This window comes from Streptomyces sp. NPDC058758 (assembly GCF_042746075.1).
Taxonomy (GTDB): domain Bacteria; phylum Actinomycetota; class Actinomycetes; order Streptomycetales; family Streptomycetaceae; genus Streptomyces.
Map to the genome: position 1 here is coordinate 1 of NZ_JBHYPS010000009.1, position 23,226 is coordinate 23,226.

The following is a 23,226-nucleotide window of genomic DNA, read 5'->3' on the forward strand; positions in this document are numbered from 1 at the left end:
GAGGGGCCCGGTCCTGGTGGACCGGGCCCCTCCGCGCGTTCCGGGGCTCAGAGGGCCGGTGCCGGGCCCGTGGAGCCCCGCGCGACCAGCTCGGCGGGCAGGACGTCGGAGCGGGCCGGTTCGCCCGCCAGGACGGCGAGCAGCGCCTCCATGCCCCGTCGGCCGAACTCCTCGGCGGGCAGCCGGACCGTGGTGAGCTCCGGCTCGACCGCCGTCGCGAGCGCCATGTCGTCGAAGCCGGTGACCGACAGGTCCTCCGGCACCCGCAGGCCGAGCCGCCGGGCCGCCTTGCAGACCCCGGCCGCGAGGATGTCGTCGTCGCAGACCACCGCCGTGGGGCGGGGCCCGGGCGCGGCGAGGGCCGCCCCGGCGGCCTCCCGCGCGGCCGCGACGGTCAGCGGCGACCGCACGGTGCGGACCTCCGCCCCGCGCAGCGCCTCGCCGAGCGCGGCGGCCCGGACGTCGAAGGTCCAGGAGGGGGCCGCGGACGCCAGGTGCAGGAAGCGGCGGTGGCCGAGGGCGAGCAGATGGGCGGTGACGAGCCGCATGCCCTGGGCGACGTCGAGGTTGACGTGGGCGGCCGCGCCGGGTTCCGCCGGGTCGCTGTCGAGCATGACGAGCGGCAGGTCGCCGCCCCGGAAGGCGTCCAGGGCGGCGGTGGCCATCGAGGAGGCCAGCACCCCGTCCAGGGCCGCCTGGGCGGAGGCGAAGGGGTCGCGGGCCGGTCCCACGCCGTCGGGGGAGGGGTAGAGCACGACGCCGAAGCCGTGGTCGGCGGCGACCGCCGCCGCGCCGGTGTACACGTGGGCGAAGAACTCGTTGGTGAGCGCGGGGACGACGAGCAGGGCGGTGCGGGTGCGGCCGAGGCGCAGGTTCCGTGCCGCGAGGTTGGGCCGGTAGCCGAGCTCGCGGGCGGCCTCCCGGACGGTGCCTGCGGTGCGCTCCGAGACCCGGCCGCGCCACTTCCCGCCGAGGACGAGCGAGACGGTGGCCTGCGAGACGCCCGCTGCCCGGGCCACGTCCCTGCTGGTCGGACGGGTGGCACCCAGGGGTTCGGGGGTCTGCACGGGGCCTCCGTGTCGGGCGCTGTGGGTGGGGAACCGGTCGGTCGGGTGGGGCGCGGAGTGGACCCGCGTCACGGCGCCATGGTACGTATGACGACGGAAGTTATACGTAAAACCTCGGCGGGAGCCGACGGAGGGGAGACCCGCATGGCCACCGAGGCCACGGCACACGGCGGCTACCGCGACATCCTGCGGGCACCGCACGCGCTCCGCCTGCTCACCGGCACCCTGGTCGGCCGGCTGCCCAACGGCACCGGCCCCGTCGCCATGACCCTCTTCGTCCGCGACCAGGGCGGGAGCTACACCCTGGCGGGCGGCCTCGTCGCCGCGTACGGCCTCGCCAACGCCGTCGGCCAGCCGCTCCTCGGCCGGGCCGTCGACCTCAAGGGCCAGCCGCGCGTCCAGCTGCCCGCCGCCGTCCTCTCCGCCCTCGGCATGGCCCTCTTCGCCCTCGCCGGCATCGGCACCCTCCCGCTGGCCTACGCCGCCGTCGTGGTCGCCGGGCTCTTCACCCCGCCCCTGGAGGGCGGGCTGCGGGCCCTGTGGCCGAGCGTCCTGGGCCGGGAGGACCGGATCCACCGGGCGTACGCCCTCGACGCGGTCGCCCAGGAGGTCATGTTCACCGTCGGCCCGCTCCTGGTGACCCTCCTCGTCGCCCTGTGGTCGCCCGCCGCCGCCCTCCTGGTCATCAACCTCATCGGCGTCCTCGGAGCCCTCTCCGTGGTCCTCTCCGAGCCCTCCAGGGCCTGGCGCTCCGCGCCCCGCGAGGCCCACTGGCTCGGCGCGCTGCGCTCGCCCGGGCTGCTCGCCCTGCTCGGCTCGTTCTTCTTCGTCGGCCTCGCCCTCGGCTCGATCACGGTGGCCGCCGTCGCCTACGCCGACGACCGCGGCGCCCCGTCCGTCTACGGCTGGCTGATGGCCGCCCTCGGGCTCGGCGCGCTCCTCGGCGGCGTCCTCTACGGCGCCCGGCAGTGGGCCGGCGCGCCCGAGCGGCGGCTGCGCGTGCTGGTGGCCCTCCTCGCGCTCTGCTACCTGCCGCTGACGCTCACCCCCGGCCCGGTCGCCATGGCCGGCCTCTCCGCCCTCGCCGGCGTCTTCCTCGCGCCCGTGCTGGCCTGCGCGTTCATCGTGGTGGACCGGCACGCTCCGGCCGGCACCGTCACCGAGGCCTTCTCCTGGCTGGTCACCACCTTCGGCGTCGGCGCCGCCCTGGGTTCGGCCGCCGCCGGACCCGCCGTCGAACTCGCCGGGACGGTCGCCGGATTCGCCGTGGCCGGCGTCGGCGGCGCGGTCGCCCTCCTGGTGCTGCTCGCCACGGGGCGGGTCCTGAGCGACCCCGACGCGCCCGGGCGCCGGACGCGACACGCCGTGAGCGGGGGCGCTGTCACCGCCCCGCACACCGAAAAGAACGCCCTCTGATCGGAAAATGATCGAAACGGGAACGTCCAACCCGGTTTCAGCACAGGCCGTCAGGCGTAATGTTCAGACATGGACCGCCGCATTTTCGGGCTGGAGAACGAGTACGGCGTCACGTGCACGTTCAGGGGACAGCGCCGACTGTCTCCTGACGAAGTGGCGCGGTACCTCTTCCGCCGAGTCGTGTCATGGGGCCGCAGCAGCAATGTCTTCCTGCGGAACGGCGCCCGCCTGTACCTCGACGTGGGTTCGCATCCGGAATACGCCACACCGGAATGCGACGACGTGATCGAACTCGTCACCCACGACAAGGCAGGCGAGCGCATTCTCGAAGGTCTTCTCGTGGACGCCGAACGCCGCCTGCACGAGGAGGGAATCGCGGGCGACGTCTACCTCTTCAAGAACAACACCGACTCCGCCGGAAACTCCTACGGCTGCCACGAGAACTATCTCGTCGCCCGCCACGGCGAGTTCTCCCGTCTCGCGGACATCCTCATCCCGTTCCTGGTCACCCGTCAGCTGATCTGCGGCGCGGGCAAGGTCCTCCAGACCCCGCGCGGCGCCGTCTACTGCGTCTCCCAGCGCGCCGAGCACATCTGGGAGGGCGTCAGCTCCGCCACCACCCGCTCCCGGCCCATCATCAACACCCGGGACGAGCCGCACGCCGACGCCGAGCGCTACCGCAGGCTCCACGTCATCGTCGGCGACTCCAACATGTCGGAGACGACCATGCTGCTCAAGGTCGGCGCCACCGACCTCGTGCTGCGCATGATCGAGGCCGGCACGGTGATGCGCGACCTGACCCTGGAGAACCCGATCCGGGCCATCCGCGAGGTCAGCCACGACATCACCGGCCAGCGCAAGGTGCGGCTGGCCAGCGGCCGCGAGGCCTCCGCCCTGGAGGTGCAGCGCGAGTACTTCGAGAAGGCGTCCGACTTCGTCGACCGGCGCGGCATCCGCTCCGGCACGGTCGCCCAGGTGCTCGAACTGTGGGGCCGCACGCTCGACGCGATCGAGCAGGAGGAGCTGGACCGCATCCAGACGGAGATCGACTGGGTGATGAAGTACAAGCTCATCGAGCGGTACCGCGCCAAGCACAACATGACCATGTCGAACCCGCGGGTCGCGCAGATAGACCTCGCCTACCACGACATCCACCGCCGCCGCGGGCTGTACTACCTGCTCCAGAAGAACGGGCAGGCGGCACGGATCTGCAACGACGTGAAGATCTTCGAGGGCAAGTCCGTGCCCCCGCAGACCACCCGGGCCCGGCTCCGCGGCGACTTCATCCGCCGCGCCCAGGAGCAGCGCCGGGACTTCACCGTCGACTGGGTGCACCTGAAGCTCAACGACCAGGCGCAGCGCACGGTCCTGTGCAAGGACCCGTTCCGCTCGGTCGACGACCGGGTGGAGAAGCTGATCGCCGGTATGTAGGACGATCACAGGAGCAGGTCGGGGCCCCGCGCGCGGCGCGCGCGGGGCCCTGGACGTCACGGGCGGGTCCCCTAGAGTGTCCGGACCACTACTGTGCCGTCTGAGATCTGAGGAACACGTGCGCCGAATTGCCGGCCTTCTCGTCGTCCCGCTGCTGCTGCTCACGACAGCGGCCTGCGGCAGCGACACCAAGGGCTCCGATAACGCCTCGATGACCAACGGGCTTCCCGCCATCACCGCGGGCGCGAAGTTCGGCGAGAAGCCGACCCTCGCGAAGGGCGAGGGCGACCCGCCGAAGGAGCTCAAGGTCAACGTCATCAGCGAGGGCGACGGCCCGGCGACCAAGGACGGCGACGCCCTCCAGGTCAACTACCTCGGTCAGACCTGGGACTCCACGACCCCCTTCGACAACAGCTTCGACCGGGGCGAGCCGTTCACCCTCACCCTCGGCGCCGGCCAGGTCATCAAGGGCTGGGACCAGGGTCTGAAGGGCCAGAAGGTCGGCAGCCGCGTCGAGATCGGCATCCCGCCGGAGCTCGGCTACGGCGAGCAGGGCTCCCCGCCCAGCATCAAGGGCGGCGCCACCCTGGTCTTCGTCGTCGACATCCTGAAGGCGACCACCGTCCCGAAGTCCGCCGAGGGCACCGTCGTCGCCCAGGAGAACAAGGACCTGCCCAAGGTCGGCACCAACACCGACGGCAAGGCCCCCTCGCTGACCGTGCCGAAGACCGACGCGCCGAAGGCGCTGGTCTCCAACTACGTCATCGAGGGCAAGGGCGAGGCCGTCAAGGGCACCGACACCCTGACCGTCCAGTACCAGGGCGTGCTCTGGAAGGACGGAAAGAAGTTCGACAGCTCCTACGACCGGGGAGCCCCGGCCACCTTCCAGCTCGCCGGCGTCATCCCGGGCTGGACCAAGGGCCTGGAGGGCAAGAAGGTCGGCAGCCGCGTGCTGCTCGTCGTCCCGCCGGCCGACGGCTACGGCGACAAGGCCCAGGGCCCCATCCCGGCCAACTCGACCCTCGTCTTCACCGTGGACATCCTGGCCAAGCAGTAACCGGTCCCCGCGCGCCCCGGCCCGCCGCGCGATAGGTTGGCCGGGTCGCGCGGGCCATCGTCCGCGCGGTTCCACCCGTATGAGGAGCACACTGCAGTGAGCATCGAGAAGCCCGAGGTCGACTTCCCGGGCGGCGAGCCGCCGGCCGACCTGGAGATCAAGGACATCTGGGAGGGCGACGGCGAGGTCGCCGCCGCCGGGGACACGGTCAACGTCCACTACGTCGGTGTCTCCTTCGACTCCGGCGAGGAGTTCGACGCCTCCTGGAACCGCGGCACCCCGCTGGAGTTCCCGCTCGGCGCCGGCATGGTCATCGCCGGCTGGGACCGCGGCGTCCAGGGCATGAAGGTCGGCGGCCGCCGCCAGCTGGTCATCCCCGCGCATCTCGCCTACGGCGACCGCGGCGCCGGCGGCAAGATCGGCCCCGGCGAGACGCTGATCTTCGTCTGCGACCTGGTCTCCGTGAAGAAGGGCTGACCCGCCCCTCGCACCGCACCGAGGGCCCCCGCCTCCCCGGCGGGGGCCCTCGGCTTTTGTCCGGAGACCCCGGGGCGGTACGGTCGGACGTCCGAGAACGGAACCGGGGAAGAGGGTGCAAGGCGTCCATGGCGATTGCCAAGGCCGAGCGGCTCATGAATCTCGCGCTGTGCCTGCTCGGGACGCGCCGCGCCCTCAGCAAGCGGGAACTGCGCGGCTCCATCGAGGCGTACCTGGAGGCCAGCGGTGACGAGGCCTTCAACCGCATGTTCGAGCGGGACAAGGACGACCTCCGCGAGCTCGGCCTGGTCATCGAGACCGTCGAGAACCTCGACGGCGAGACCGGCTACCTCGCCCGCCGCGACTCCAACCGCCTCCCGCCCATCACCCTGGACGCCGAGGAGGCCGCCGCGCTCGGCCTCGCCGCCCGGGTCTGGCAGCAGGCCCGCCTCGCCGGAGCCGCCAGCGGCGCCCTCCAGAAGCTCCGCGCCGCCGGCATGCCCGAGGCCGAGGACACGTACGAGATCCAGCCCAGCGCCCTCGAACCCCGCATCCCGGTCCACGAGACCGCCTTCGAGCCGCTGATGCTGGCCTGCCGCGACCGGCGCCCCGTCTCCTTCGAGTACCGCAAGGCCAACGCCGCCCGCCCCGAGCCCCGCCAGGTCGAGCCCTGGACGCTGGAGTGCTGGCGCGGCCACTGGTACCTGGCCGGCTGGGACCGCGACCGCGGCGCCGAGCGCGTCTTCCGCCTCTCCCGCATCACCGGCAAGGTCCGCTCCCGGGCCGGCGCCTTCACCGCGCCCGTGCCCGACGCCGTCACCGTCCGCGAGACCGTGGAGAGCTGGGCCGGCGAGACCGCCACCCGTACCGCCCGGATCCGGCTGCGGGCCGGCTGCGGCTACCCGCTGCGGGCCCGCGCCACCGAGACGAGCGAGGGCGCCGACGGCTGGGACGAGCTGGAGATCCCGTACGGGCACGGCCTCGACGCCTGGCTCGTCGAGTTCGGCCCCGACGTCGTCGTACTGGAACCGGCCGACCTGCGGGCCGACGTGGTGGAGCGGCTGCGCGCCGTCGCCAAGGGCTGAGGGGGAGACGAACCGCATGGCTGCCAACGCGATCGACCAGACGAGGCGGATGCTCTCCCTCGTCACCTACCTCCGCGAGCGCCCCGGCGCCCACGTCGCCGACGTGGCCCGCGCCTTCGGCATCACCGAGGACGAGCTGATCTCCGACCTGGACGTGCTGCCCATGTGCGGCACCAGCTTCCGGGGCGGCGACCTCCTCGACATCGACACCGACGGCGACCGGATCTGGTGGCACAACCCGGACGACGTCGCCGAGCCGCTCCGGCTCGCCGCCGACGAGGCCACCGCGCTGCTCGTCGCCGCCCGCGCCGTCGCCACCCTGCCGGGGCTCCGCGAGGGTGACCGGGACGCGCTGGTCCGCGCCACCGCCAAGCTGGAGGCCGCCGCCGGCGAGGCCGCCGGTGCCAGCGCCCGCCTCTCGGTCACCTTCGAGTCCGAGGGCGGCGTCTTCGCCGAGGTCGACCGGGCCATCTCCGAGCGCAAGCGGCTCTGGCTGCGCTACTACTCGCCGGCTCGGGACGAGCTCACCGAGCGCGAGGTCGACCCCATCCGCCTCTTCGCCGTCGGCCACACCTACATGGAGGCGTGGTGCCGCCTCTCGGAGGACCGCCGCACCTTCCGGCTGGACCGGGTGGCGGAGATCCGGATCCTGGAGGAGGCCGCCGCGCCGCCGGAGCTGGAGCTGCGCGACCTCTCCGAGGGGCTGGTCCAGCCCTCGGCCGACGACCCCGAGGTGGTGGTCGAGGTCGGTCCCGGCGGCCGCTGGGTCGCCGAGTACTACCCGCACGACCGGGCCGACGAGCTGCCCGACGGCGGGCTGCGGATCACCCTGCGCACCCCGGACCCGGCCTCGCTGAAGCGGCTGGCGCTCCGGCTCGGCAGCGACGGCCGGATCGTCTCCCCGGACGGTCTCGCCGACAGCGCCCGGGCGGCCGCGACCGCCGCGCTCGCCGCGTACGAGGGCGTGTGAGCGGTTCCCGTACGCGGCCGGTGCCACGTTCCGCGGCGGTCACCGGCCACCGGTCGTCGGGGCGGAGGGGGCGGGCGCGGCGGGGAGCGCCGCCGTGGTGGAACGAGTCGTCGAGGCAGAGTCGTCGAGGCAGAGAGAGTTGAGGGAAATGTCCGTCATGTCCGAACTGTCGGCATCGGTGGCCCCGGTCCTCTTCAAGGCCGCCTGCCCCGACTGCCGCTGCCGCTTCGAGCTCGCCGCCGGCGCCCTGCGGCTGGCCATCGGGGCCAGCCGCCGCACCACCTTCTACTCCTTCACCTGCCCCGAGTGCGGCAGCGCCGTCCGCAAGCCCGCCGGCGAACGCATCGTCGAACTCCTCACCGGCGGCGGCGTCCGCACCCTCCGCCTCCACACCACCGCCTGACCGGCCCGCCACGCCCCAAGGGCTAGGCTCGGCACATGTTCTGGCCCATGCTCGCGATCGCCCTCGGCTTCCTCGGCCTCGCCGTCCTCGGCGGCCTCGCCGTCAAGGTCTTCCTGGAGGTCCGGCGCCTCGGCCGCCAAGTGGAAGTCACCACACAGCGGATCCAGCGCGCCGCCGAGGAGCTGGAGACCGCCGCGACCGGACTGGCCCGAACCGGCCGCTCCCTGCCCTGAGTCACGCGTCCCGCGCCGCGTCGAAGCGGCCTGATCAGAGGCCCCCGGACGCAATCGCGAGTACGCACGGGCATTGCCCGACGTTTACTCCTGCGGGTTACGATCGCAGACAGCGCGGTGGCCGGACGCATGTCCGACCGGCCGGGCACGCACCCATGCCGCCTCGGTGAGAAGAGAGACCACAGCCATGTTCCGTCAGATCGGTCCCCTTGAGATCAGCCTCATCCTGCTGGTCGTCGTGCTCCTCTTCGGCGCCAAGAAGCTCCCGGAGATGGCCCGCTCCCTCGGCAAGTCGGCCCGCATCCTGAAGAGCGAGGCCAAGGCCATGAAGGCGGAGGGCCAGGAGACCGCCGCCGCTCCCGCGGAGGCGCCGGCCGATCAGGCCGCCCCCGCCGCCCAGCGCACCATCAAGGCCGCCCCCGGCGACGTCACCGGCGGCCGCCCCGTGACCGAGGCGTCGGACTCCACCCAGCGCTGACCCGGCCCGCGCCGGCCGCTGAACCGTTCGCCCCCGCACGTACGCCGCCCAGCGGCCTGCCCGCACGAGATGAGGACGTGGGTTGCCCAAGTCTGCCCGCATGAAGAAGGAGAAGGATCCCGAGGGGCGGATGCCTCTCGCAGATCACCTCCGTGAGCTGCGCAATCGCCTCGCGAAGGCGATGCTGGCGGTCGTCGTCGCCTCCGTGGTGGCCGCGTTCTTCAGCCAGCAGCTGATGGACCTTCTGTCGTCCCCCGTACCGAAGTGCCCCCCGGGCACGTCCGTGTCCGACAACACGGGCGGACGCTGCGTCATCATCGCCTACCAGACCATGCTCTCCCCGTTCACCTCCACGGTGAAGGTGGTCATGCTGGCCGGTCTCATCGCCTCCAGCCCGGTCTGGCTCTACCAGCTCTGGGCCTTCGTCGCGCCCGGCCTCCACAAGAGCGAGAAGAAGTACACCTACTGGTTCGCCGCCATCGCCGTCCCGCTCTTCGCGGCCGGCGCCTACACGGCGTTCCTCATCATGCCCGTCAGCGTGCGCGTCCTCATCAGCATCACGCCCGACGTCGCCTCGAACTTCCTCTCCCTCGACGACCTCCTGGACTTCACCACCAGGATGGTGCTCGTCTTCGGCCTCGCCTTCGAGCTCCCGCTGCTGCTGATCATGCTCAACCTCACCGGCGTGGTCACCGGCAAGCGGATGGCCGGCTGGTGGCGCGCCATGGTGATGTGCACCTTCGTCTTCGGCGCCGTCGCCACCCCCTCCACCGACCCGGTCGGCATGATCGCCCTCGCCGGACCGATCATCGTCCTGTACTTCCTCGCGGTCGGCTTCTCGATCCTCAACGACAAGCGGAGGGCCCGCTCCAACCCCGACGCCCAGCTCTCCGACGACGAGGCCTCGGTGCTCGACCACACCCCCGAGCCCGTCGGCGCCCTCGACCCCGTCCCCGCCGCCCGCGCCCTGCCCGAGCAGGCCGGCGGCGACACCGACGGAGCCCGCGCCCACCGCGCGGGCGGCTACGACGACATCACCTGACCCCGGCGACCGCCGCACCGGCGGTCACGGCGGCGGGCCGATCTTGTAGGGTCCCCCCAGACTCCGTCCGGGGGGACCCCGCCATGTCCAGCGACATCACGCTCTTCGTCAATCCCACCGCCGGCCGCGGCCGCGGCGCCCACGCCGCCCGGCCCGCCGCGGACGCCCTGCGCGCCGCCGGCCACTCCGTCCGCACCGTCCTCGGCCTCGACGCCGCCGACGCCCTGCGCCGCGCCCGCGAGGCCGTCGCCGACGGCACCGGCGCCCTCGTCGCCGTCGGCGGCGACGGCATGGTCTCCCTCGCCCTCCAGGCCGTCGCCGGCACCACCACCCCGCTCGGCGTCGTCGCCGTCGGCACCGGCAACGACTTCGCCCGCTCCCTCGGCCTGCCGGTCCGGGCCCCGGCCGCCGCAGCCCGCCTCACCGCCGCCCTGCTGCGCGACGGCGCCGCCCGCACCGCCGACCTCGGGCGCGTCGCCACCCCGGCCGGACCCCGCTGGTACGGCACCGTCCTCGCCTCCGGCTTCGACTCCCGCGTCAACGACCGCGGCAACCGGATGCGGCTCCCCGCCGGCCGCTTCAAGTACGACCTCGCGATCCTCGCCGAACTCGCCGCCTTCCGCGCCGTCCCCTACCGGCTCGTCCTCGACGGGCTGACCGTCGAGACCGACGCCACCCTCGTCGCCGTCGGCAACGGCACCTCCTACGGCGGCGGCATGCGGATCTGCGCCGGCGCCCGCACCGACGACGGCCTCCTCGACGTCACCGTCGTCGGCGCCGTCGGCCGCGCCACCCTCCTCAAGGTCTTCCCCCGCGTCTACCGGGGCACCCACCTCGACCACCCCGCCGTCACCACGTACCGCGTCCGCTCGGTCACCCTCGACGCCCCCGCCACCACCGGCTACGCGGACGGCGAGCCGCTCGGACCGCTGCCGCTGACCGCCGAGTGCGTTCCCGGGGCCCTCCGGGTCCTGGCCCCCGCCCCGGAGCCGTCCCCTTCGTAAAGATCGCGTCACTGTCGGAGGGGGCGGGTAGGCTCGAAGACAAGATGACAGAGGACCTCACTCCCGCCGAGGCGTACGCGGCCGCACGCGCGCGCAACGCAGATCAGGCCACCGCGCTGGCCCCCTTCCGAGAGATGTACGAGTTCGGTCTGGACCCCTTCCAGATCGAGGCGTGCCAGGCTCTCGAAGCGGGCAAGGGCGTGCTCGTCGCCGCCCCCACGGGCTCCGGCAAGACCATCGTCGGCGAGTTCGCCGTCCACCTCGCCCTCACCCAGGGCCGCAAGTGCTTCTACACGACGCCCATCAAGGCGCTGTCGAACCAGAAGTACGCCGACCTCGTCAAGCGATACGGCCCCGACAAGGTCGGCCTGCTCACCGGCGACAACAGCGTCAACGGCGACGCCCCGATCGTCGTCATGACCACCGAAGTCCTCCGCAACATGCTCTACGCGGGATCGCAGGCCCTCTCCGGCCTCGGCTACGTGGTCATGGACGAGGTCCACTACCTCTCCGACCGCTTCCGCGGCGCCGTCTGGGAGGAAGTGATCATCCACCTCCCCGAGTCGGTCACCCTGGTCTCCCTCTCCGCCACCGTGTCCAACGCCGAGGAGTTCGGCGACTGGCTCGACACGGTCCGCGGCGACACCGAGGTCATCGTCTCCGAGAGCCGGCCCGTGCCCCTCTGGCAGCACGTCCTCGCCGGCCGCCGGATGTACGACCTCTTCGAGGAGGAGACCGACCACGGCGGCCGCGGCGCCTCCCGCCGCGAGGTCAACCCCGACCTCCTCCGCCTCGCCCGCACCGAGAACCAGCGGACGTACAACCCCCGCGACCGGCGCCGCGGCAAGATGGTCCGCGAGGCCGACCGCGAGCGCGAGCGCCGCCAGCGCTCCCGCATCTGGACCCCCGGCCGCCCCGAGGTCATCGAGCGGCTCGACAACGAGGGCCTCCTCCCCGCCATCACCTTCATCTTCAGCCGCGCCGGCTGCGAGGCCGCCGTCCAGCAGTGCCTCTACGCCGGCCTCCGGCTCAACGACGACGAGGGCCGCCGGCGCGTCCGCGAGATCGTCGAGGCCCGCACCGCCGCCATCCCCGACGAGGACCTCCACGTCCTCGGCTACTACGAGTGGCTGGAGGCGCTGGAGCGCGGCATCGCCGCCCACCACGCCGGCATGCTCCCCACCTTCAAGGAGGTCGTGGAGGAGCTCTTCGTCCGCGGCCTCGTCAAGGCCGTCTTCGCCACCGAGACGCTCGCCCTCGGCATCAACATGCCGGCCCGGTCGGTCGTCCTGGAGAAGCTCGTCAAGTGGAACGGCGAGCAGCACGCCGACATCACCCCCGGCGAGTACACCCAGCTCACCGGACGCGCCGGCCGCCGCGGCATCGACGTCGAGGGCCACGCCGTCGTCCTCTGGCAGCGCGGCCTGGACCCGGACCACCTCGCCGGCCTCGCCGGCACCCGCACCTACCCGCTGCGCTCCAGCTTCCGCCCCTCGTACAACATGGCGGTCAACCTGGTCGAGCAGTTCGGCCGGCACCGCTCCCGCGAACTCCTGGAGACCTCCTTCGCGCAGTTCCAGGCGGACCGCTCCGTCGTGGGCATCTCCCGCCAGGTCCAGCGGAACGAGGAGGGGCTGGCGGGCTACCGCGAGGGCATGACCTGCCACCTCGGGGACTTCGAGGAGTACGCGCTGCTCCGCCGCGACCTCAAGGACCGCGAGACGGAGCTGGCCAAGCAGGGCGCCGCCCAGCGGCGCGCCCAGGCCGCGGCCTCCCTGGAGAAGCTGAAGCCCGGCGACGTCATCCACGTGCCCACCGGCAAGTTCGCCGGACTCGCGCTCGTCCTCGACCCCGGCATCCCGGCCGGCCGCACCAACGGCCACCGCGGCTTCGAGCACCACGACGGGCCCCGGCCCCTCGTCCTCACCGCCGAGCGTCAGGTCAAGCGGCTCGCCTCCATCGACTTCCCCGTCCCGGTGGAGGCCCTGGAGCGCATGCGCATCCCCAAGACCTTCAACCCCCGCTCCCCGCAGTCCCGCCGCGACCTCGCCTCCGCGCTGCGCTCCAAGGCCGGGCACATCAACCCCGAGCGGCAGCGCAGGCAGCGCTCCGGCGCCGCCGACGACCGCGAGATCGCCCGCCTGCGCACGGCCATCCGCGCCCATCCCTGCCACGGCTGCGACGAGCGCGAGGACCACGCCCGCTGGGCCGAGCGCTACCACCGCCTCCAGCGCGACACCAAGCAGCTGGAGCGGCGCATCGAGGGCCGGACGAACACCATCGCCCGCACCTTCGACCGGATCGTCGCGCTCCTCACCGAACTCGACTACCTCCGCGGCGACGACGTCACCGACAACGGCAAGCGGCTCGCCCGGCTCTACGGCGAGCTCGACCTCCTCGCCAGCGAATGCCTCCGCGAGGGCGTCTGGGAGGGGCTCGCCCCCGCCGAACTCGCCGCCTGCGTCTCCGCCCTCGTCTACGAGGCCCGACAGGCCGACGACGCCGTGGCCCCGAAGGTGCCCGGCGGCGCGGCCAAGGCGGCGCTCGCCGAGATGGTCCACATCTGGGGCAGGCTCGACGCCCTGGAGGAGGAGTTCAAGATCAACCAGGCGGAGGGCGTCGGCCAGCGCGAGCCGGACCTCGGCTTCGCCTGGGCCGCCTACCAGTGGGCCTCGGACAAGAGCCTCGACGAGGTGCTGCGCGAGGCCGAGATGCCCGCCGGTGACTTCGTCCGCTGGTGCAAGCAGGTCATCGACGTCCTCGGACAGATCGCCGCCGCGGCGCCGAAGGAGAACAGCACCGTCGCGAAGAACGCGCGCAAGGCCGTGGACGCGCTCCTGCGGGGCGTGGTGGCGTACAGCTCGGTGGGCTGACGTACCGTCAAGTCGATCCGGGAAGGCCCGTGGTGGGGGACACCACGGGCCTTTTCCCTCGAACGTGTCAGACGGTGCGTCGCCCCCGCCGGGTTGTCCACAGGTGGTCGTCCACAGGGGTGGCGCGGTGCCGGAGCCTTCCGCTTGCATGGACTCGCACACAGGGAAAGCGAGTTGGGGGAGGGGACGTCCGTGACCACGCACGCCGGCGCCGAGGCGGGGAGCGCCATCACCATCACCGAGGGGCCGCGCGGAGTGCCGCTCCTCGGCAACCTCCCGGCCTTCGGGAAGGACCCCCTCGCCTTCTTCGAGCGGCTGCGGGAGCGGGGCGACGTCGTCCGCTGGCGCTTCGGCCCCAGCCCCGCCCTCTTCATCGCCCACCCGGAGAACATCGGGGAACTGCTCACCGAGGTCGAGAACACCTTCGACCAGCCCGACCTGGGCATCGCCATCCGCACCCTGCTCGGCAACGGCGTGGTCGTCGCCAAGGGCCGCGACTGGCGCCGCAAGCGCTCCCTGGTCCAGCCGTCCGTCCGCCCCAAGCAGGTCCGCTCCTACGCGGCCACCATGGCCGAGTGCGCCGTCGCCCTGGCCGACAGCTGGTGCGACGGCCGGCGGATCGACATCAAGAAGGAGATGGCGGCCCTCACCCAGCTCATCGCCGTCCGCACCATCTTCGGCGCGGACACGGCGGCCGACGCCGAGGCGATCGGCCGGGCGATGGACGTCGCCCAACAGGAGATCGGCGCGGAGCTCAGCGGCATCGGCGCCCTCCTGCCCGACTGGGTCCCGACGCCTGGACGGGCCCGCATCAAACGGGCCACCGCCGTCATCGACGCCGAGGTGGCCCGCGTCGTCTCCCGCCACCGCGACGGCGGCGAGGACCGCCCCGACCTCCTCAGCCGGCTCCTCACCGCCCGGGACGAGACCGGCGCCCACCTCTCCGACCGCGAGATCCGGGACGAGACGGTCACCCTCTACATCGGCGGCCACGAGACCACCAGCTCCACCCTCGTCTGGGCCTGGTACCTCCTCTCCCGCAACGAGAAGGTCCGCCGGACGCTGACCGAGGAACTCGACCGGGTCCTCGCCGACCACGAGCCCGGCTACGACGACTACGCCTCGCTCACTTACACCCAGGCCGTCGTCAAGGAGACCCTCCGCCTCTACCCGACGATCTGGCTCCTCACCGGCATCGCCAAGGAGGGCGCCACTCTCGGCGGGACGCCCATACCGCCCGGCACCCGCGTCTGGTCCAGCCAGTGGGCCACCCACCGCGACCCGCGCTGGTACGGCGACGCCGACGCCTTCCGCCCCGAGCGCTGGCTCGCCGACGACGAGGCCGGGCCGGCGGAGAAGATCCCCGAATACGCCTGGTACCCCTTCGGCGGCGGCCCCCGCGTCTGCCTCGGCACCCGCTTCGCCCTCGTCGAAGCGGTCCTCGTCCTCGCCGTCCTCGCCCGCCGCTACGACCTGGACGTGGAGCCCGAGGAGATACGCCCCGTCCCGAGCCTCACCCTCCAGCCGGACCGCGAGGTACGGGCGCGGGTGCGGGCGCGCGGGAGCGAGAGCCGGTCATGACGGTGTGACCGCGCCGCCGGAGTCAAGAGGCGGGCACGGAGGTCAGGGCGCGTGCCGGCGCCCGGAGGTCGTCCGCGCGCAAAACCCGGTCGCCGAAGCCGGGGAGGGGGACGTGCAGCGCAGACGTCCAGCGGTCGGGGATGGCCCCCGCGCCGTGGACGGCACCGGCCGGCATGCCGGTGACAGCAGCCACCGTGTCGGTGTCCCCGCCGAGATCGACGGCGGCCGCCAGGGCCTCCTCGAAGGAGGCGGTGGTGCGCAGCGCCCACACCGCGGAGCCGAGGCAGGGCCACACCGCGCCGTTGAACTCCGTGGCGTCCTCAGGTCGCCAGCCCGGGTCCAGCACGGTGGCCCAGCGTTCCCGATGATCAGGGGCCACCTCCGCGAGGGCGTCCGGCAGGGCGGCCAGTGGGTCCTCGCCGAGCAGGGCGACGCGGACCAGCTCGTGCAGGAGCGCCGTGCCCTCCCACGCAGCCCGGTCCCCGTGGGTGAGGGCGGCGAGCCGGCGGCCGGCGTCCATCGTGGCCGCCCGGCCCGCGGTGGCGAAGTGGACGGCGGACGTGGAGGCCCGCATCAGCGAACCGTTGCCGGCGCCTCGTCCCTCCACCTGGAAGTCCAGGGCGGCCGCCATGTCCCACGGGTCGCCGCCCCGCAGCACCCGCTCCGTCAGTAGCCCGATGTCCTTGGGCTCGGCCGCCGCCCAGCGACGGAAGCGGTCGAACACGTCGGGGAGGTCGAGACCGCCCCGTTCGAGCAGCGACTCCCCGACGAGCACCGCCATCTGTGTGTCGTCGGTGGCCTCGCCCGGATCCCAGCCGCCGCCCCCGCACAACTCCCCGCCACCCTCGGGGAATCGGGCGCGGAACGCACCGGGAAGGCCGAACTCGAAGGGTGCGCCCAGGGAGTCGCCGACGGCCGAGCCGAGGACGGCGCCCGTGGCGCGGTCGGGGGAGGTCATGGCGTCAGGGTAGGGGCCGGGGTGGGGCGGGGTGGGGTGGCCAGAGGCAGGCTGCGGTGGTCGCGGGTCAGGGGTGGGTGGGGGAGGGGGCGGAGGGGGAAGGGGAGGGGGAGGGCCCCTTGAGGGAGAGGAAGGTGGCGAGTGCGGTGGTGGTGAGGAGGAGGGCTGCCGTGGTGAGGGTGGCGGTGTCGGGGTGGAGGAGGGGTTGGCCCCGGAGGGCCTGCCAGGTGAGGAGGGCGAAGGCGGCGGCGTAGGCGGACGCGGCGGTGAGGGTCAGGCGGAGGCGGACCCGGGGGTCGGCGAGGCGGGGGAAGCGGGGGGCCAGGGCGGTCAGGGCGAGGAGGAGCAGGGGGAGGAGCTGGAGGGCGTGCATGCCGAAGAAGTGGGCGACGCGCAGGTCGCCGCCGGTGGACGCCCAGCCGGTGACGGGGAGGGAGGGGCCGCCGTCGGGGACGCCGACGCTGTGGGCGCCGACGACGGGCGGGTCGGTGGCGGCCAGTTGGTCGGGGGTGGGCTGGACCATCAGGAAGCCGACGGCGGCGCCCGCGAGGGCGATGAGGGAGGAGAGGCGGACCGCCCAGGCGGTGGCGCGGTCCAGGAAGCGGGCGCGCAGCAGGAGGACGGCGATGGCGAGGGCGCCCAGCCAGAGGACGACCACCGTGAGGCCCATGGCCTGGAAGACGGCGGCGTCGAAAGGAGTCTCCTGGTTGAAGTGGCTCTGCCTGCCGCGGATCACCTGGAGGGTGATCAGCGCCATCTCCAGGGCGCTGGCGGCCGTGACGACGGTGCCGGCCCACCAGCCGAGCCGCCGGCCGCGCGGGAGGAGGCTCAGCATCCAGGCGAGTGAGAGCGCGTAGACGACGAACGAGACCGCGAACTTGAAGGGCTTCGCCCAGATGGGGGCGCCGACGAGGGTCCGGTCGTCCCAGAGGATCCCGCCGGCGCTGATCACCGCGAAGACGGCCATCGCCGCGGCGAACCAGAGGAGGGGCCGGTGCAGACGGCCGCTCGGGGGCGGGGAGGTGGAGTCGGAGGTGGGGCCGGGCGTGGGTGTGCGCGTGGGCATACGGATCCCCCCGTGATTGATATGGATAGTGGCGCTTGCCGCTATCTGATAGTGCCACTATCTATGATGGGGAGGTGTCCGGCAAGGCCGGGAGTGCCAGGGAAAGGTGAACGCGCGGTGCGCATCGGTGAGTTGAGCCGCAGGACCGGGGTCTCGGTGCCCACGATCAAGTTCTACGTGCGGGAGGGACTGCTCCCGGCCGGCCGGCTGACGAGTCCGAACCAGGCCGCGTACGACGAGACGCACGTGCGGCGGCTGCGCCTGATCCGCGCCCTGATGGACGTCGGCGGGCTGTCCGTGGCGGCCGTGGGCGAGGTGATCGCCGCCGTCGACGACCCCGAGAGGCCGGTGCACGCGCTGCTCGGAGAGGCGGCCGAACGCATGGTGCCCCGCTACGGCGGCGAGCCCGCCGGGGGTGACGACGAGGACGGCGAGGAGGGCGGGGGGCTGGTCGAGGCACGCGAGCGGGTCGGCGCGCTGATCCGCGAGCGGGAGTGGCGCTGCTTCCCGGGCAGCCCGGCGGCCGAGGCGCTGGCCGTCGCGCTCGCCGCGCTCGGATCCGTCGGCCACGAGCGGTTCGCCGAGGTCCTCGACGACTACGCGGACGCGGCGGAGCGGGTCGCCCGGGCCGACCTGGAGTACGTGGCGCACCACGTGGCCCGTGAGGAGCTCGTCGAGAGCGTCGCCGTCGGCACGGTGCTCGGTGACGCGCTCTTCTCCGCGCTCCGCCGTCTCGCCCAGATCGACGCCTCGGCCCGCCTCTTCGGCGGCAAGGGGGAGGAAGGGGAGAGGGGGGAGCAGGGGGAGGGGTAGTCGAGGGGCGGACGGGGGGGGGGGGGGGGGGGGGGGGGCGCCCCCCCCCCCCCCCCCACCCCTCCTTGTGCATCTCTGTCGGTCGGTGGTGACTGACAGTCAATTGCCTGTCCCTCGGCTGCCCGTCGGCTGCCCGTCGGTCAGGCGGCCTGCGGGGGCTCCTGCTCCTGCTCGACCTGCTCGTTCCACTCGCGCTTGATCGCGCGCCACGCCTCGTCCGTCTTGCCCAGGCGCCAGTAGCCCGAGATGGACAGGCGCTCCCGCGCCACCTGGCGCTCCACGCGCAGGTGGCGGCGGAGCTCCTTCACGAAGCCCGCCTCGCCGTGGACGAAGGCGTGCACGTCGCCCGCCGGGAAGTCCAGTGCGCGCACGGCCTCGACCAGGGCCTCGCCGGCCGGGCGGCCGGCGCGGTGCAGCCAGGTCACCTCGATGCCCGCCTCGGTCGCGAACTTCTGCTCGTCGGCCGCGTCCTCGACCTCGACGAAGGCGTGCACGAGCGCGCCCGCGGGCAGCCGCTCCAGGGCCACCCCGATCGCCGGCAGCGCGCTCTCGTCGCCGGCGAGGAGGTGCCAGTCCGCCGCCGGGTCCGGGGCGTAGCCGCCGCCGGGGCCGAGGAACCGCACCGTCTCGCCGACCCGGGCGCGGGCCGCCCAGGGGCCGGCCAGGCCCTCGTCGCCGTGGACCACGAAGTCCAGGGTCAGCTCGCGGTGGACCGGGTCCCAGGCGCGCACCGTGTACGTGCGGGTGGTCGGCCACTGCTCGCGCGGGTACTCGGCCCGGATGCGCTCCATGTCGAAGGGCTCGGGGTAGGTCACGCCCTCGGGGGCGAAGAGCAGCTTCACGTAGTGGTCGGTGAACTCGCCGACGGCGAAGCCGTCCAGCCCGGGGCCGCCGAGGACGACCCGCACCATGTGCGGGGTGATCCGCTCGGTGCGCACGACGAGCGCTTCGGTGGCCCTGGGGGCCTTGCGGGCCGGCTGCTCTGCCACGGCGGACTCTCCTGACTGCCTGGGGGTGATGCGATGAGGCACACCAGCGCCTCGGCCTGCCCGGGGCCCGGGCACGGCTGTGGCTTAGGTATGCCTAAGTTAGCATCCCCGGGCGGGGCGCGTCAGTCGGTGCCCGGGGCGGTCACGCCCCGGCGCGGCCGCCCGCGAGCACCGGCAGCAGACGGCCCACCGCCCCGCCGAGGCCCCAGCGGGCCGCCAGCGCGTCCAGCGCCGCCGGGTCGCGGGGGGCGGCCGGGAGCGCCGGGTCGAAGTCGGGGAGCGGTACGTCCCGCGCGACCCGGACCACCGTCGGCGCCACGTCCAGGTAGTCCGCGGCCTCCACGATCCCGCGCCGCTTGGCCGGGGTCAGCCGGGAGGTGGCGTCCCCGGCGGCCGCCCGGACGCCGGCCAGGTCGCCGTACTCGGTGATCAGCTGCGCGGCGGTCTTCTCGCCGATGCCCTTCACGCCGGGCAGGCCGTCGCTGGCGTCGCCGCGGAGGGCGGCGAAGTCGGCGTACTGGCCGGGGCGCACTCCGTACTTCGTACGGATCAGCTCGTCGTCCACGAGGTCGCAGTCGCCGACGCCCTTGCGCGGGTAGAGCACCCGGACCGCCCGCTCGTCGTCGACCAGCTGGAAGAGGTCCCGGTCGCCGGTGACGATGTCCACCGGGCCCTTCGCCCGCTCCGTCAGCGTGCCGATCACGTCGTCCGCCTCGTACCCCGCCGCCCCGATCCGGGCGATGCCGAGCGCCGCGAGGACGTCCTCGATCACCGGCACCTGCGGGGAGAGCGTGTCCGGGATCTCCTCCTCGTCCGGTCCGGTCTCCGTCTCGGCGGCCACCCGGTGCGCCTTGTAGGAGGGGATCAGGTCCACCCGCCACTGCGGCCGCCAGTCGGCGTCCCAGCAGGCCACGAGGTCGTCCGGCCGGTGGTCGTGGACCAGCCTGCCGATGAAGTCGAGCAGTCCGCGCACGGCGTTCACCGGTGTGCCGTCCGGGGCCCGGACCGAGTCCGGCACGCCGAAGTACGCGCGGAAGTAGAGGCTGGCGGTGTCCAGGAGCATCAGGCGTCGCGTCACCCCCCCGATCATGCCGCACCCCACCGACAGCGCCGGGCCCGGCGTCCCCGGCACCTCCCGGAAGCCCGTCGGCGGCGCGGCCGCCGGCGCCCCCGGGAACCCGCCGTCATGCCCTGCCCGTGACCCCCGTCACCTTCGCGTTTGCCCTCGGGGGGCCGGGGCAGGCGCGTGCCCGGAGCGGACCCGGTAAGGGGCCACGAGCAGTGGGCCCCGTACGCGACGGGTGACGCGGGCAGACTCCGCCCCGCTCCAACGGCCCGGCTGCGGGGGTGGCGGGCCGTTTTCCCTGCTACCCGTGAGGTGAATGTGTCCAGGCTCCAGGCCGACCACCTGTTCAAGGTGTTCGCCAGACGCCCCGCCGACGAGACCGCGGCCGTCCGCGCCCTCGTGAACGGCGCCGAACGCGACGACCTGCGCGACGACGGCGTCACCGCCGCCGTCGTCGACGCCTCGTTCGTGGTCGAACCGGGCCAGATCTTCGTGGTCATGGGCCTCTCGGGTTCCGGCAAGTCCACCCTGCTGCGCATGCTCAACGGCCTGCTCGAACCGACCGCGGGCCGCGTGCTCTACGACGGCGACGACCTCACCGCGCTCTCCCCCCGCGCGCTGCGCGAGGTCCGTTCCCGCCGGATCAGCATGGTCTTCCAGCACTTCGCGCTCTTCCCGCACCGCACCGTCCTGGAGAACGCCGGCTACGGCCTGGAGGTCCAGGGCGTCCCGCGCGCCGAGAGCGAGAAGCGCGCCGCCGAGGCGCTGGAGCTGTGCGGCCTGGCCGGCTGGGAGAAGTCCTGGCCGGACGAGCTCTCCGGCGGCATGCAGCAGCGCGTGGGCCTCGCCCGGGCGCTCGCCACCGACGCCGACCTGCTGCTCATGGACGAGTCCTTCAGCGCCCTCGACCCGCTGATCCGCCGCGACATGCAGGACCAGCTCCTGGTGCTCCAGAAGAAGCTGAAGAAGACCATCGTCTTCATCACCCACGACCTCAACGAGGCCATGCGCATCGGCGACCGCGTCGCCGTCATGCGCGGCGGCCGGATCGTGCAGCTCGGCTCGGCCGAGGACATCCTGGTGCGGCCCGCCGACGACTACGTGGCCTCCTTCATCCAGGACGTCGACCGCTCCCGCGTGCTCACCGCCTCCGCCGTGATGACCGCGTCCGACGGCCCCGCCGACCCGGACGCCCCGGTCGCGGGCCCCGACACGCTCCTCGCCGACCTGTGCGCCCTCGCGGCCGCGGGCCCGCACCCGGTGACCGTCCGGGACGCCGGCGGCTCCACCCTCGGAGTCGTACAGAAGGAGAAGCTGCTCGCCGTGATGGGCGGGCTCGCGGCCGAGGAGGTGACCGTCCGTGCCTGAGATTCCCCTCGGTTCCTGGGTCGACGGCTCCGTCGACTGGCTCCAGGAGCGGTTCTCCTGGCTGTTCGACGCCATCAGCACCGGCATCACCGGCCTCTACGACGGCATCGACGCCGTCCTGTCGGCGCCGCAGCCGCTGCTCTTCGCCGGCATCCTCGCCGTGATCGCCTGGTGGCTGCGCGGTCTCGCCGCCGGTGCGCTCTCCTTCGCCGGGCTCGCGCTCGTCGACTCCGTCCGGCTGTGGGACGAGGCGATGGCGACGCTCTCGCTGGTCCTCGTCGCCACCCTCGTCACCCTGGTGATCGCCGTCCCGCTCGGCATCTGGGCGGCCCGGTCGAAGACGGTCAGCGCCGTGCTGCGGCCGGTCCTCGACTTCATGCAGACCATGCCGGCCATGGTCTACCTCATCCCCGGCATCATCTTCTTCGGCGTCGGCGTCGTCCCCGGCATCATCGCCACCATCGTCTTCGCGCTGCCGCCCGGCGTGCGCATGACCGAGCTGGGCATCCGCCAGGTCGACGCCGAACTCGTCGAGGCGGCCGAGGCGTTCGGCACCACGCCGCGCGACACCCTGCTGCGCGTGCAGCTGCCGCTCGCCGTGCCGACGATCATGGCCGGCGTCAACCAGGTCATCATGCTCGGCCTCTCCATGGTCGTCATCGCCGGCATGGTCGGCGGCGGCGGACTCGGCGGCGCCGTGTACAAGGCCATCGGCAACGTCGACATCGGCCTCGGCTTCGAGGCGGGCGTCTCCATCGTCGTCCTCGCCATGTACCTCGACCGGATGACCGGCGCGCTCGGCCGCCAGGTCTCCCCGCTCGGCCGCCGCGCCCTCGCGAAGGCCCGCGCCGCCACCGCCCGCCGCCGCACCGCGCAGCTGTGGGCGCACCGCCCGCAGCCCGTCACCGCGCTCGTCGGCATCGTCGTCCTCGCGCTCGTCGCGGGCGGCTCCGGCTTCCTCGGCGGCTCCGGCGCCACCTCGACCGCCGCCGCCGGCACGGGCGCCGGACACGGCAGGAAGATCAGCATCGGCTACATCCCCTGGGACGAGGGCATCGCCTCCACCTACCTGTGGAAGGAGCTCCTGGAGCGCCGCGGGTACGAGGTGGAGACCAAGCAGCTGGAGGCCGGCGCGCTCTACACCGGCCTGGCCGGCGGGCAGCTCGACTTCCAGACCGACGCCTGGCTGCCCGTCACCCACGCCTCGTACCTGGAGAAGTACGGCAACAAGCTGGAGGACCTCGGCTCCTGGTACGGCCCGACCTCCCTGGAGCTGTCCGTCCCCTCCTACGTGAAGGACGTGAAGTCCCTCGCCGACCTCAAGGGCAAGGGCGACCGCTTCAAGGGCCGGATCGTCGGCATCGAGCCCAGCGCCGGGATGATGGGCATCCTCAAGGACAAGGTCCTGAAGGAGTACGGCCTGGAGGGCGAGTACGAGGTCGTCGACGGCTCCACGCCCGGCATGCTCGCCGAACTGAAGCGCGCGTACGACCGCCGGGAGCCGGTCGTCGTCACCCTCTGGTCGCCGCACTGGGCCTACTCCGCCCACGCCCTGACGAAGCTCGCCGACCCGAAGGGCGTGTGGGGCGAGGGCGACGGCGTCCACACCCTGGCCCGCAAGGGCTTCGGCGAGGACAACCCCGAGGTCAGCGCCTGGCTGAAGGACTTCGAGCTCACCGAGAAGCAGCTCACCGGTCTGGAGGCGGAGATCCAGGAGACCGGCAAGGGCAAGGAGCAGCAGGCCGTCCGGACCTGGCTCGACGCCCAGCCCGGCCTCGCGGAGCGGCTCGCCCCGCAGTGACGCGGACCGCTCACCCGTAGGCAGGGGGCGGTCGCCGGACGTGACCGG

General features: G+C 73.3%; 21 protein-coding genes. 16 read left to right on the top strand and 5 right to left on the bottom strand.

Annotation, left to right across the window (positions count from 1 at the left end):
- Positions 1–47 precede the first annotated feature (47 nt).
- Positions 48–1,067, bottom strand: coding sequence for a LacI family DNA-binding transcriptional regulator (locus ACFW6A_RS13890; RefSeq protein ID WP_351856429.1), 1,020 nt, complete (start codon positions 1,065–1,067; stop codon positions 48–50).
- A 144-nt stretch (positions 1,068–1,211) separates the two neighbouring features.
- Between ACFW6A_RS13890 and ACFW6A_RS13895 the strand changes: the two genes are divergently transcribed.
- From ACFW6A_RS13895 to ACFW6A_RS13955, 13 genes are all read left to right on the top strand, one after another.
- On the top strand, positions 1,212–2,483 hold the full coding sequence (locus tag ACFW6A_RS13895) for an MFS transporter (RefSeq protein ID WP_386640681.1): 1,272 nt from the start codon (positions 1,212–1,214) through the stop codon (positions 2,481–2,483).
- Between the two features lie 69 nt (positions 2,484–2,552).
- The gene (gene pafA / locus ACFW6A_RS13900) at positions 2,553–3,914 is read left to right on the top strand and encodes a Pup--protein ligase (RefSeq protein ID WP_031013984.1); all 1,362 of its coding nucleotides are present in this window, start codon (positions 2,553–2,555) and stop codon (positions 3,912–3,914) included.
- A 118-nt stretch (positions 3,915–4,032) separates the two neighbouring features.
- Positions 4,033–4,971: an FKBP-type peptidyl-prolyl cis-trans isomerase gene (locus ACFW6A_RS13905; protein ID WP_351856420.1), complete on the top strand. Its 939-nt coding sequence runs from the start codon at positions 4,033–4,035 to the stop codon at positions 4,969–4,971.
- 96 nt (positions 4,972–5,067) lie between these two features.
- Positions 5,068–5,448, top strand: coding sequence for an FKBP-type peptidyl-prolyl cis-trans isomerase (locus ACFW6A_RS13910; RefSeq protein ID WP_351856418.1), 381 nt, complete (start codon positions 5,068–5,070; stop codon positions 5,446–5,448).
- Between the two features lie 128 nt (positions 5,449–5,576).
- Positions 5,577–6,533 (top strand): WYL domain-containing protein, encoded by a 957-nt coding sequence (locus ACFW6A_RS13915; protein WP_351856416.1) that lies wholly within the window; start codon positions 5,577–5,579, stop codon positions 6,531–6,533.
- A 16-nt stretch (positions 6,534–6,549) separates the two neighbouring features.
- Entirely contained in the window at positions 6,550–7,503 is a 954-nt protein-coding gene (locus tag ACFW6A_RS13920; RefSeq protein ID WP_351856414.1) for a WYL domain-containing protein, read from the top strand.
- Between the two features lie 157 nt (positions 7,504–7,660).
- Positions 7,661–7,906 (top strand): hypothetical protein, encoded by a 246-nt coding sequence (locus ACFW6A_RS13925; RefSeq protein WP_374190401.1) that lies wholly within the window; start codon positions 7,661–7,663, stop codon positions 7,904–7,906.
- Between the two features lie 35 nt (positions 7,907–7,941).
- Entirely contained in the window at positions 7,942–8,139 is a 198-nt protein-coding gene (locus ACFW6A_RS13930; protein WP_351856412.1) for a hypothetical protein, read from the top strand.
- Positions 8,140–8,326: 187 nt separating this feature from the next.
- Positions 8,327–8,617 (top strand): Sec-independent protein translocase subunit TatA, encoded by a 291-nt coding sequence (gene tatA, locus ACFW6A_RS13935; RefSeq protein ID WP_351856410.1) that lies wholly within the window; start codon positions 8,327–8,329, stop codon positions 8,615–8,617.
- A 130-nt stretch (positions 8,618–8,747) separates the two neighbouring features.
- The gene (gene tatC, locus ACFW6A_RS13940) at positions 8,748–9,659 is read left to right on the top strand and encodes a twin-arginine translocase subunit TatC (RefSeq protein ID WP_351856427.1); all 912 of its coding nucleotides are present in this window, start codon (positions 8,748–8,750) and stop codon (positions 9,657–9,659) included.
- 83 nt (positions 9,660–9,742) lie between these two features.
- Entirely contained in the window at positions 9,743–10,663 is a 921-nt protein-coding gene (locus tag ACFW6A_RS13945; protein WP_386482564.1) for a diacylglycerol kinase, read from the top strand.
- Between the two features lie 44 nt (positions 10,664–10,707).
- The gene (locus tag ACFW6A_RS13950) at positions 10,708–13,536 is read left to right on the top strand and encodes a DEAD/DEAH box helicase (RefSeq protein WP_351856406.1); all 2,829 of its coding nucleotides are present in this window, start codon (positions 10,708–10,710) and stop codon (positions 13,534–13,536) included.
- 192 nt (positions 13,537–13,728) lie between these two features.
- Positions 13,729–15,117 (top strand): cytochrome P450, encoded by a 1,389-nt coding sequence (locus ACFW6A_RS13955; protein ID WP_351856404.1) that lies wholly within the window; start codon positions 13,729–13,731, stop codon positions 15,115–15,117.
- Positions 15,118–15,139: 22 nt separating this feature from the next.
- Here the strand turns inward: ACFW6A_RS13955 and ACFW6A_RS13960 are convergent, their stop codons facing one another.
- Both ACFW6A_RS13960 and ACFW6A_RS13965 read right to left on the bottom strand, forming a co-directional pair.
- Positions 15,140–16,075 carry an ADP-ribosylglycohydrolase family protein gene (locus ACFW6A_RS13960; RefSeq protein ID WP_386482569.1) on the bottom strand — a complete coding sequence of 312 codons (936 nt, stop codon included), beginning with the start codon at positions 16,073–16,075 and terminating at the stop codon, positions 15,140–15,142.
- 67 nt (positions 16,076–16,142) lie between these two features.
- Positions 16,143–17,042, bottom strand: coding sequence for a hypothetical protein (locus ACFW6A_RS13965; protein ID WP_386640823.1), 900 nt, complete (start codon positions 17,040–17,042; stop codon positions 16,143–16,145).
- 216 nt (positions 17,043–17,258) lie between these two features.
- Here ACFW6A_RS13965 and ACFW6A_RS13970 point away from each other — a divergent pair, with 216 nt between their 5' ends.
- On the top strand, positions 17,259–17,954 hold the full coding sequence (locus ACFW6A_RS13970; protein ID WP_386487417.1) for a MerR family transcriptional regulator: 696 nt from the start codon (positions 17,259–17,261) through the stop codon (positions 17,952–17,954).
- Positions 17,955–18,094: 140 nt separating this feature from the next.
- On the opposite strand, the gene ACFW6A_RS13975 is transcribed toward ACFW6A_RS13970, so the two are convergent.
- Both ACFW6A_RS13975 and ACFW6A_RS13980 read right to left on the bottom strand, forming a co-directional pair.
- The gene (locus ACFW6A_RS13975; protein ID WP_386640685.1) at positions 18,095–18,943 is read right to left on the bottom strand and encodes a siderophore-interacting protein; all 849 of its coding nucleotides are present in this window, start codon (positions 18,941–18,943) and stop codon (positions 18,095–18,097) included.
- Positions 18,944–19,085: 142 nt separating this feature from the next.
- Positions 19,086–20,033, bottom strand: coding sequence for a 5'-3' exonuclease H3TH domain-containing protein (locus ACFW6A_RS13980; protein ID WP_386640688.1), 948 nt, complete (start codon positions 20,031–20,033; stop codon positions 19,086–19,088).
- Positions 20,034–20,327: 294 nt separating this feature from the next.
- On the opposite strand from ACFW6A_RS13980, the gene ACFW6A_RS13985 reads away from it, so the two are divergent.
- Both ACFW6A_RS13985 and ACFW6A_RS13990 read left to right on the top strand, forming a co-directional pair.
- On the top strand, positions 20,328–21,377 hold the full coding sequence (locus ACFW6A_RS13985; RefSeq protein ID WP_386640691.1) for a glycine betaine/L-proline ABC transporter ATP-binding protein: 1,050 nt from the start codon (positions 20,328–20,330) through the stop codon (positions 21,375–21,377).
- A complete protein-coding gene (locus tag ACFW6A_RS13990) occupies positions 21,370–23,178 on the top strand; it encodes an ABC transporter permease/substrate binding protein (RefSeq protein ID WP_351855898.1) in 1,809 nt (602 codons plus the stop codon). Before ACFW6A_RS13985 ends, ACFW6A_RS13990 begins: the two co-directional genes overlap by 8 nt.
- The last annotated feature ends 48 nt before the right edge of the window (positions 23,179–23,226 follow it).

What these genes read in the sequence shown, in the direction of transcription:
- ACFW6A_RS13965 (WP_386640823.1), bottom strand. Translation starts at nt 17,042, where the DNA reads ATGGCCGTCTTCGCGGTGATCAGCGCCGGCGGGATCCTCTGGGACGAC.
- ACFW6A_RS13915 (WP_351856416.1), top strand. Translation starts at nt 5,577, where the DNA reads ATGGCGATTGCCAAGGCCGAGCGGCTCATGAATCTCGCGCTGTGCCTG.
- ACFW6A_RS13960 (WP_386482569.1), bottom strand. Translation starts at nt 16,075, where the DNA reads ATGACCTCCCCCGACCGCGCCACGGGCGCCGTCCTCGGCTCGGCCGTC.
- ACFW6A_RS13980 (WP_386640688.1), bottom strand. Translation starts at nt 20,033, where the DNA reads ATGATCGGGGGGGTGACGCGACGCCTGATGCTCCTGGACACCGCCAGC.
- ACFW6A_RS13925 (WP_374190401.1), top strand. Translation starts at nt 7,661, where the DNA reads ATGTCCGAACTGTCGGCATCGGTGGCCCCGGTCCTCTTCAAGGCCGCC.
- ACFW6A_RS13895 (WP_386640681.1), top strand. Translation starts at nt 1,212, where the DNA reads ATGGCCACCGAGGCCACGGCACACGGCGGCTACCGCGACATCCTGCGG.
- ACFW6A_RS13950 (WP_351856406.1), top strand. Translation starts at nt 10,708, where the DNA reads ATGACAGAGGACCTCACTCCCGCCGAGGCGTACGCGGCCGCACGCGCG.
- ACFW6A_RS13930 (WP_351856412.1), top strand. Translation starts at nt 7,942, where the DNA reads ATGTTCTGGCCCATGCTCGCGATCGCCCTCGGCTTCCTCGGCCTCGCC.
- tatC (WP_351856427.1), top strand. Translation starts at nt 8,748, where the DNA reads ATGCCTCTCGCAGATCACCTCCGTGAGCTGCGCAATCGCCTCGCGAAG.
- pafA (WP_031013984.1), top strand. Translation starts at nt 2,553, where the DNA reads ATGGACCGCCGCATTTTCGGGCTGGAGAACGAGTACGGCGTCACGTGC.
- tatA (WP_351856410.1), top strand. Translation starts at nt 8,327, where the DNA reads ATGTTCCGTCAGATCGGTCCCCTTGAGATCAGCCTCATCCTGCTGGTC.
- ACFW6A_RS13920 (WP_351856414.1), top strand. Translation starts at nt 6,550, where the DNA reads ATGGCTGCCAACGCGATCGACCAGACGAGGCGGATGCTCTCCCTCGTC.
- ACFW6A_RS13945 (WP_386482564.1), top strand. Translation starts at nt 9,743, where the DNA reads ATGTCCAGCGACATCACGCTCTTCGTCAATCCCACCGCCGGCCGCGGC.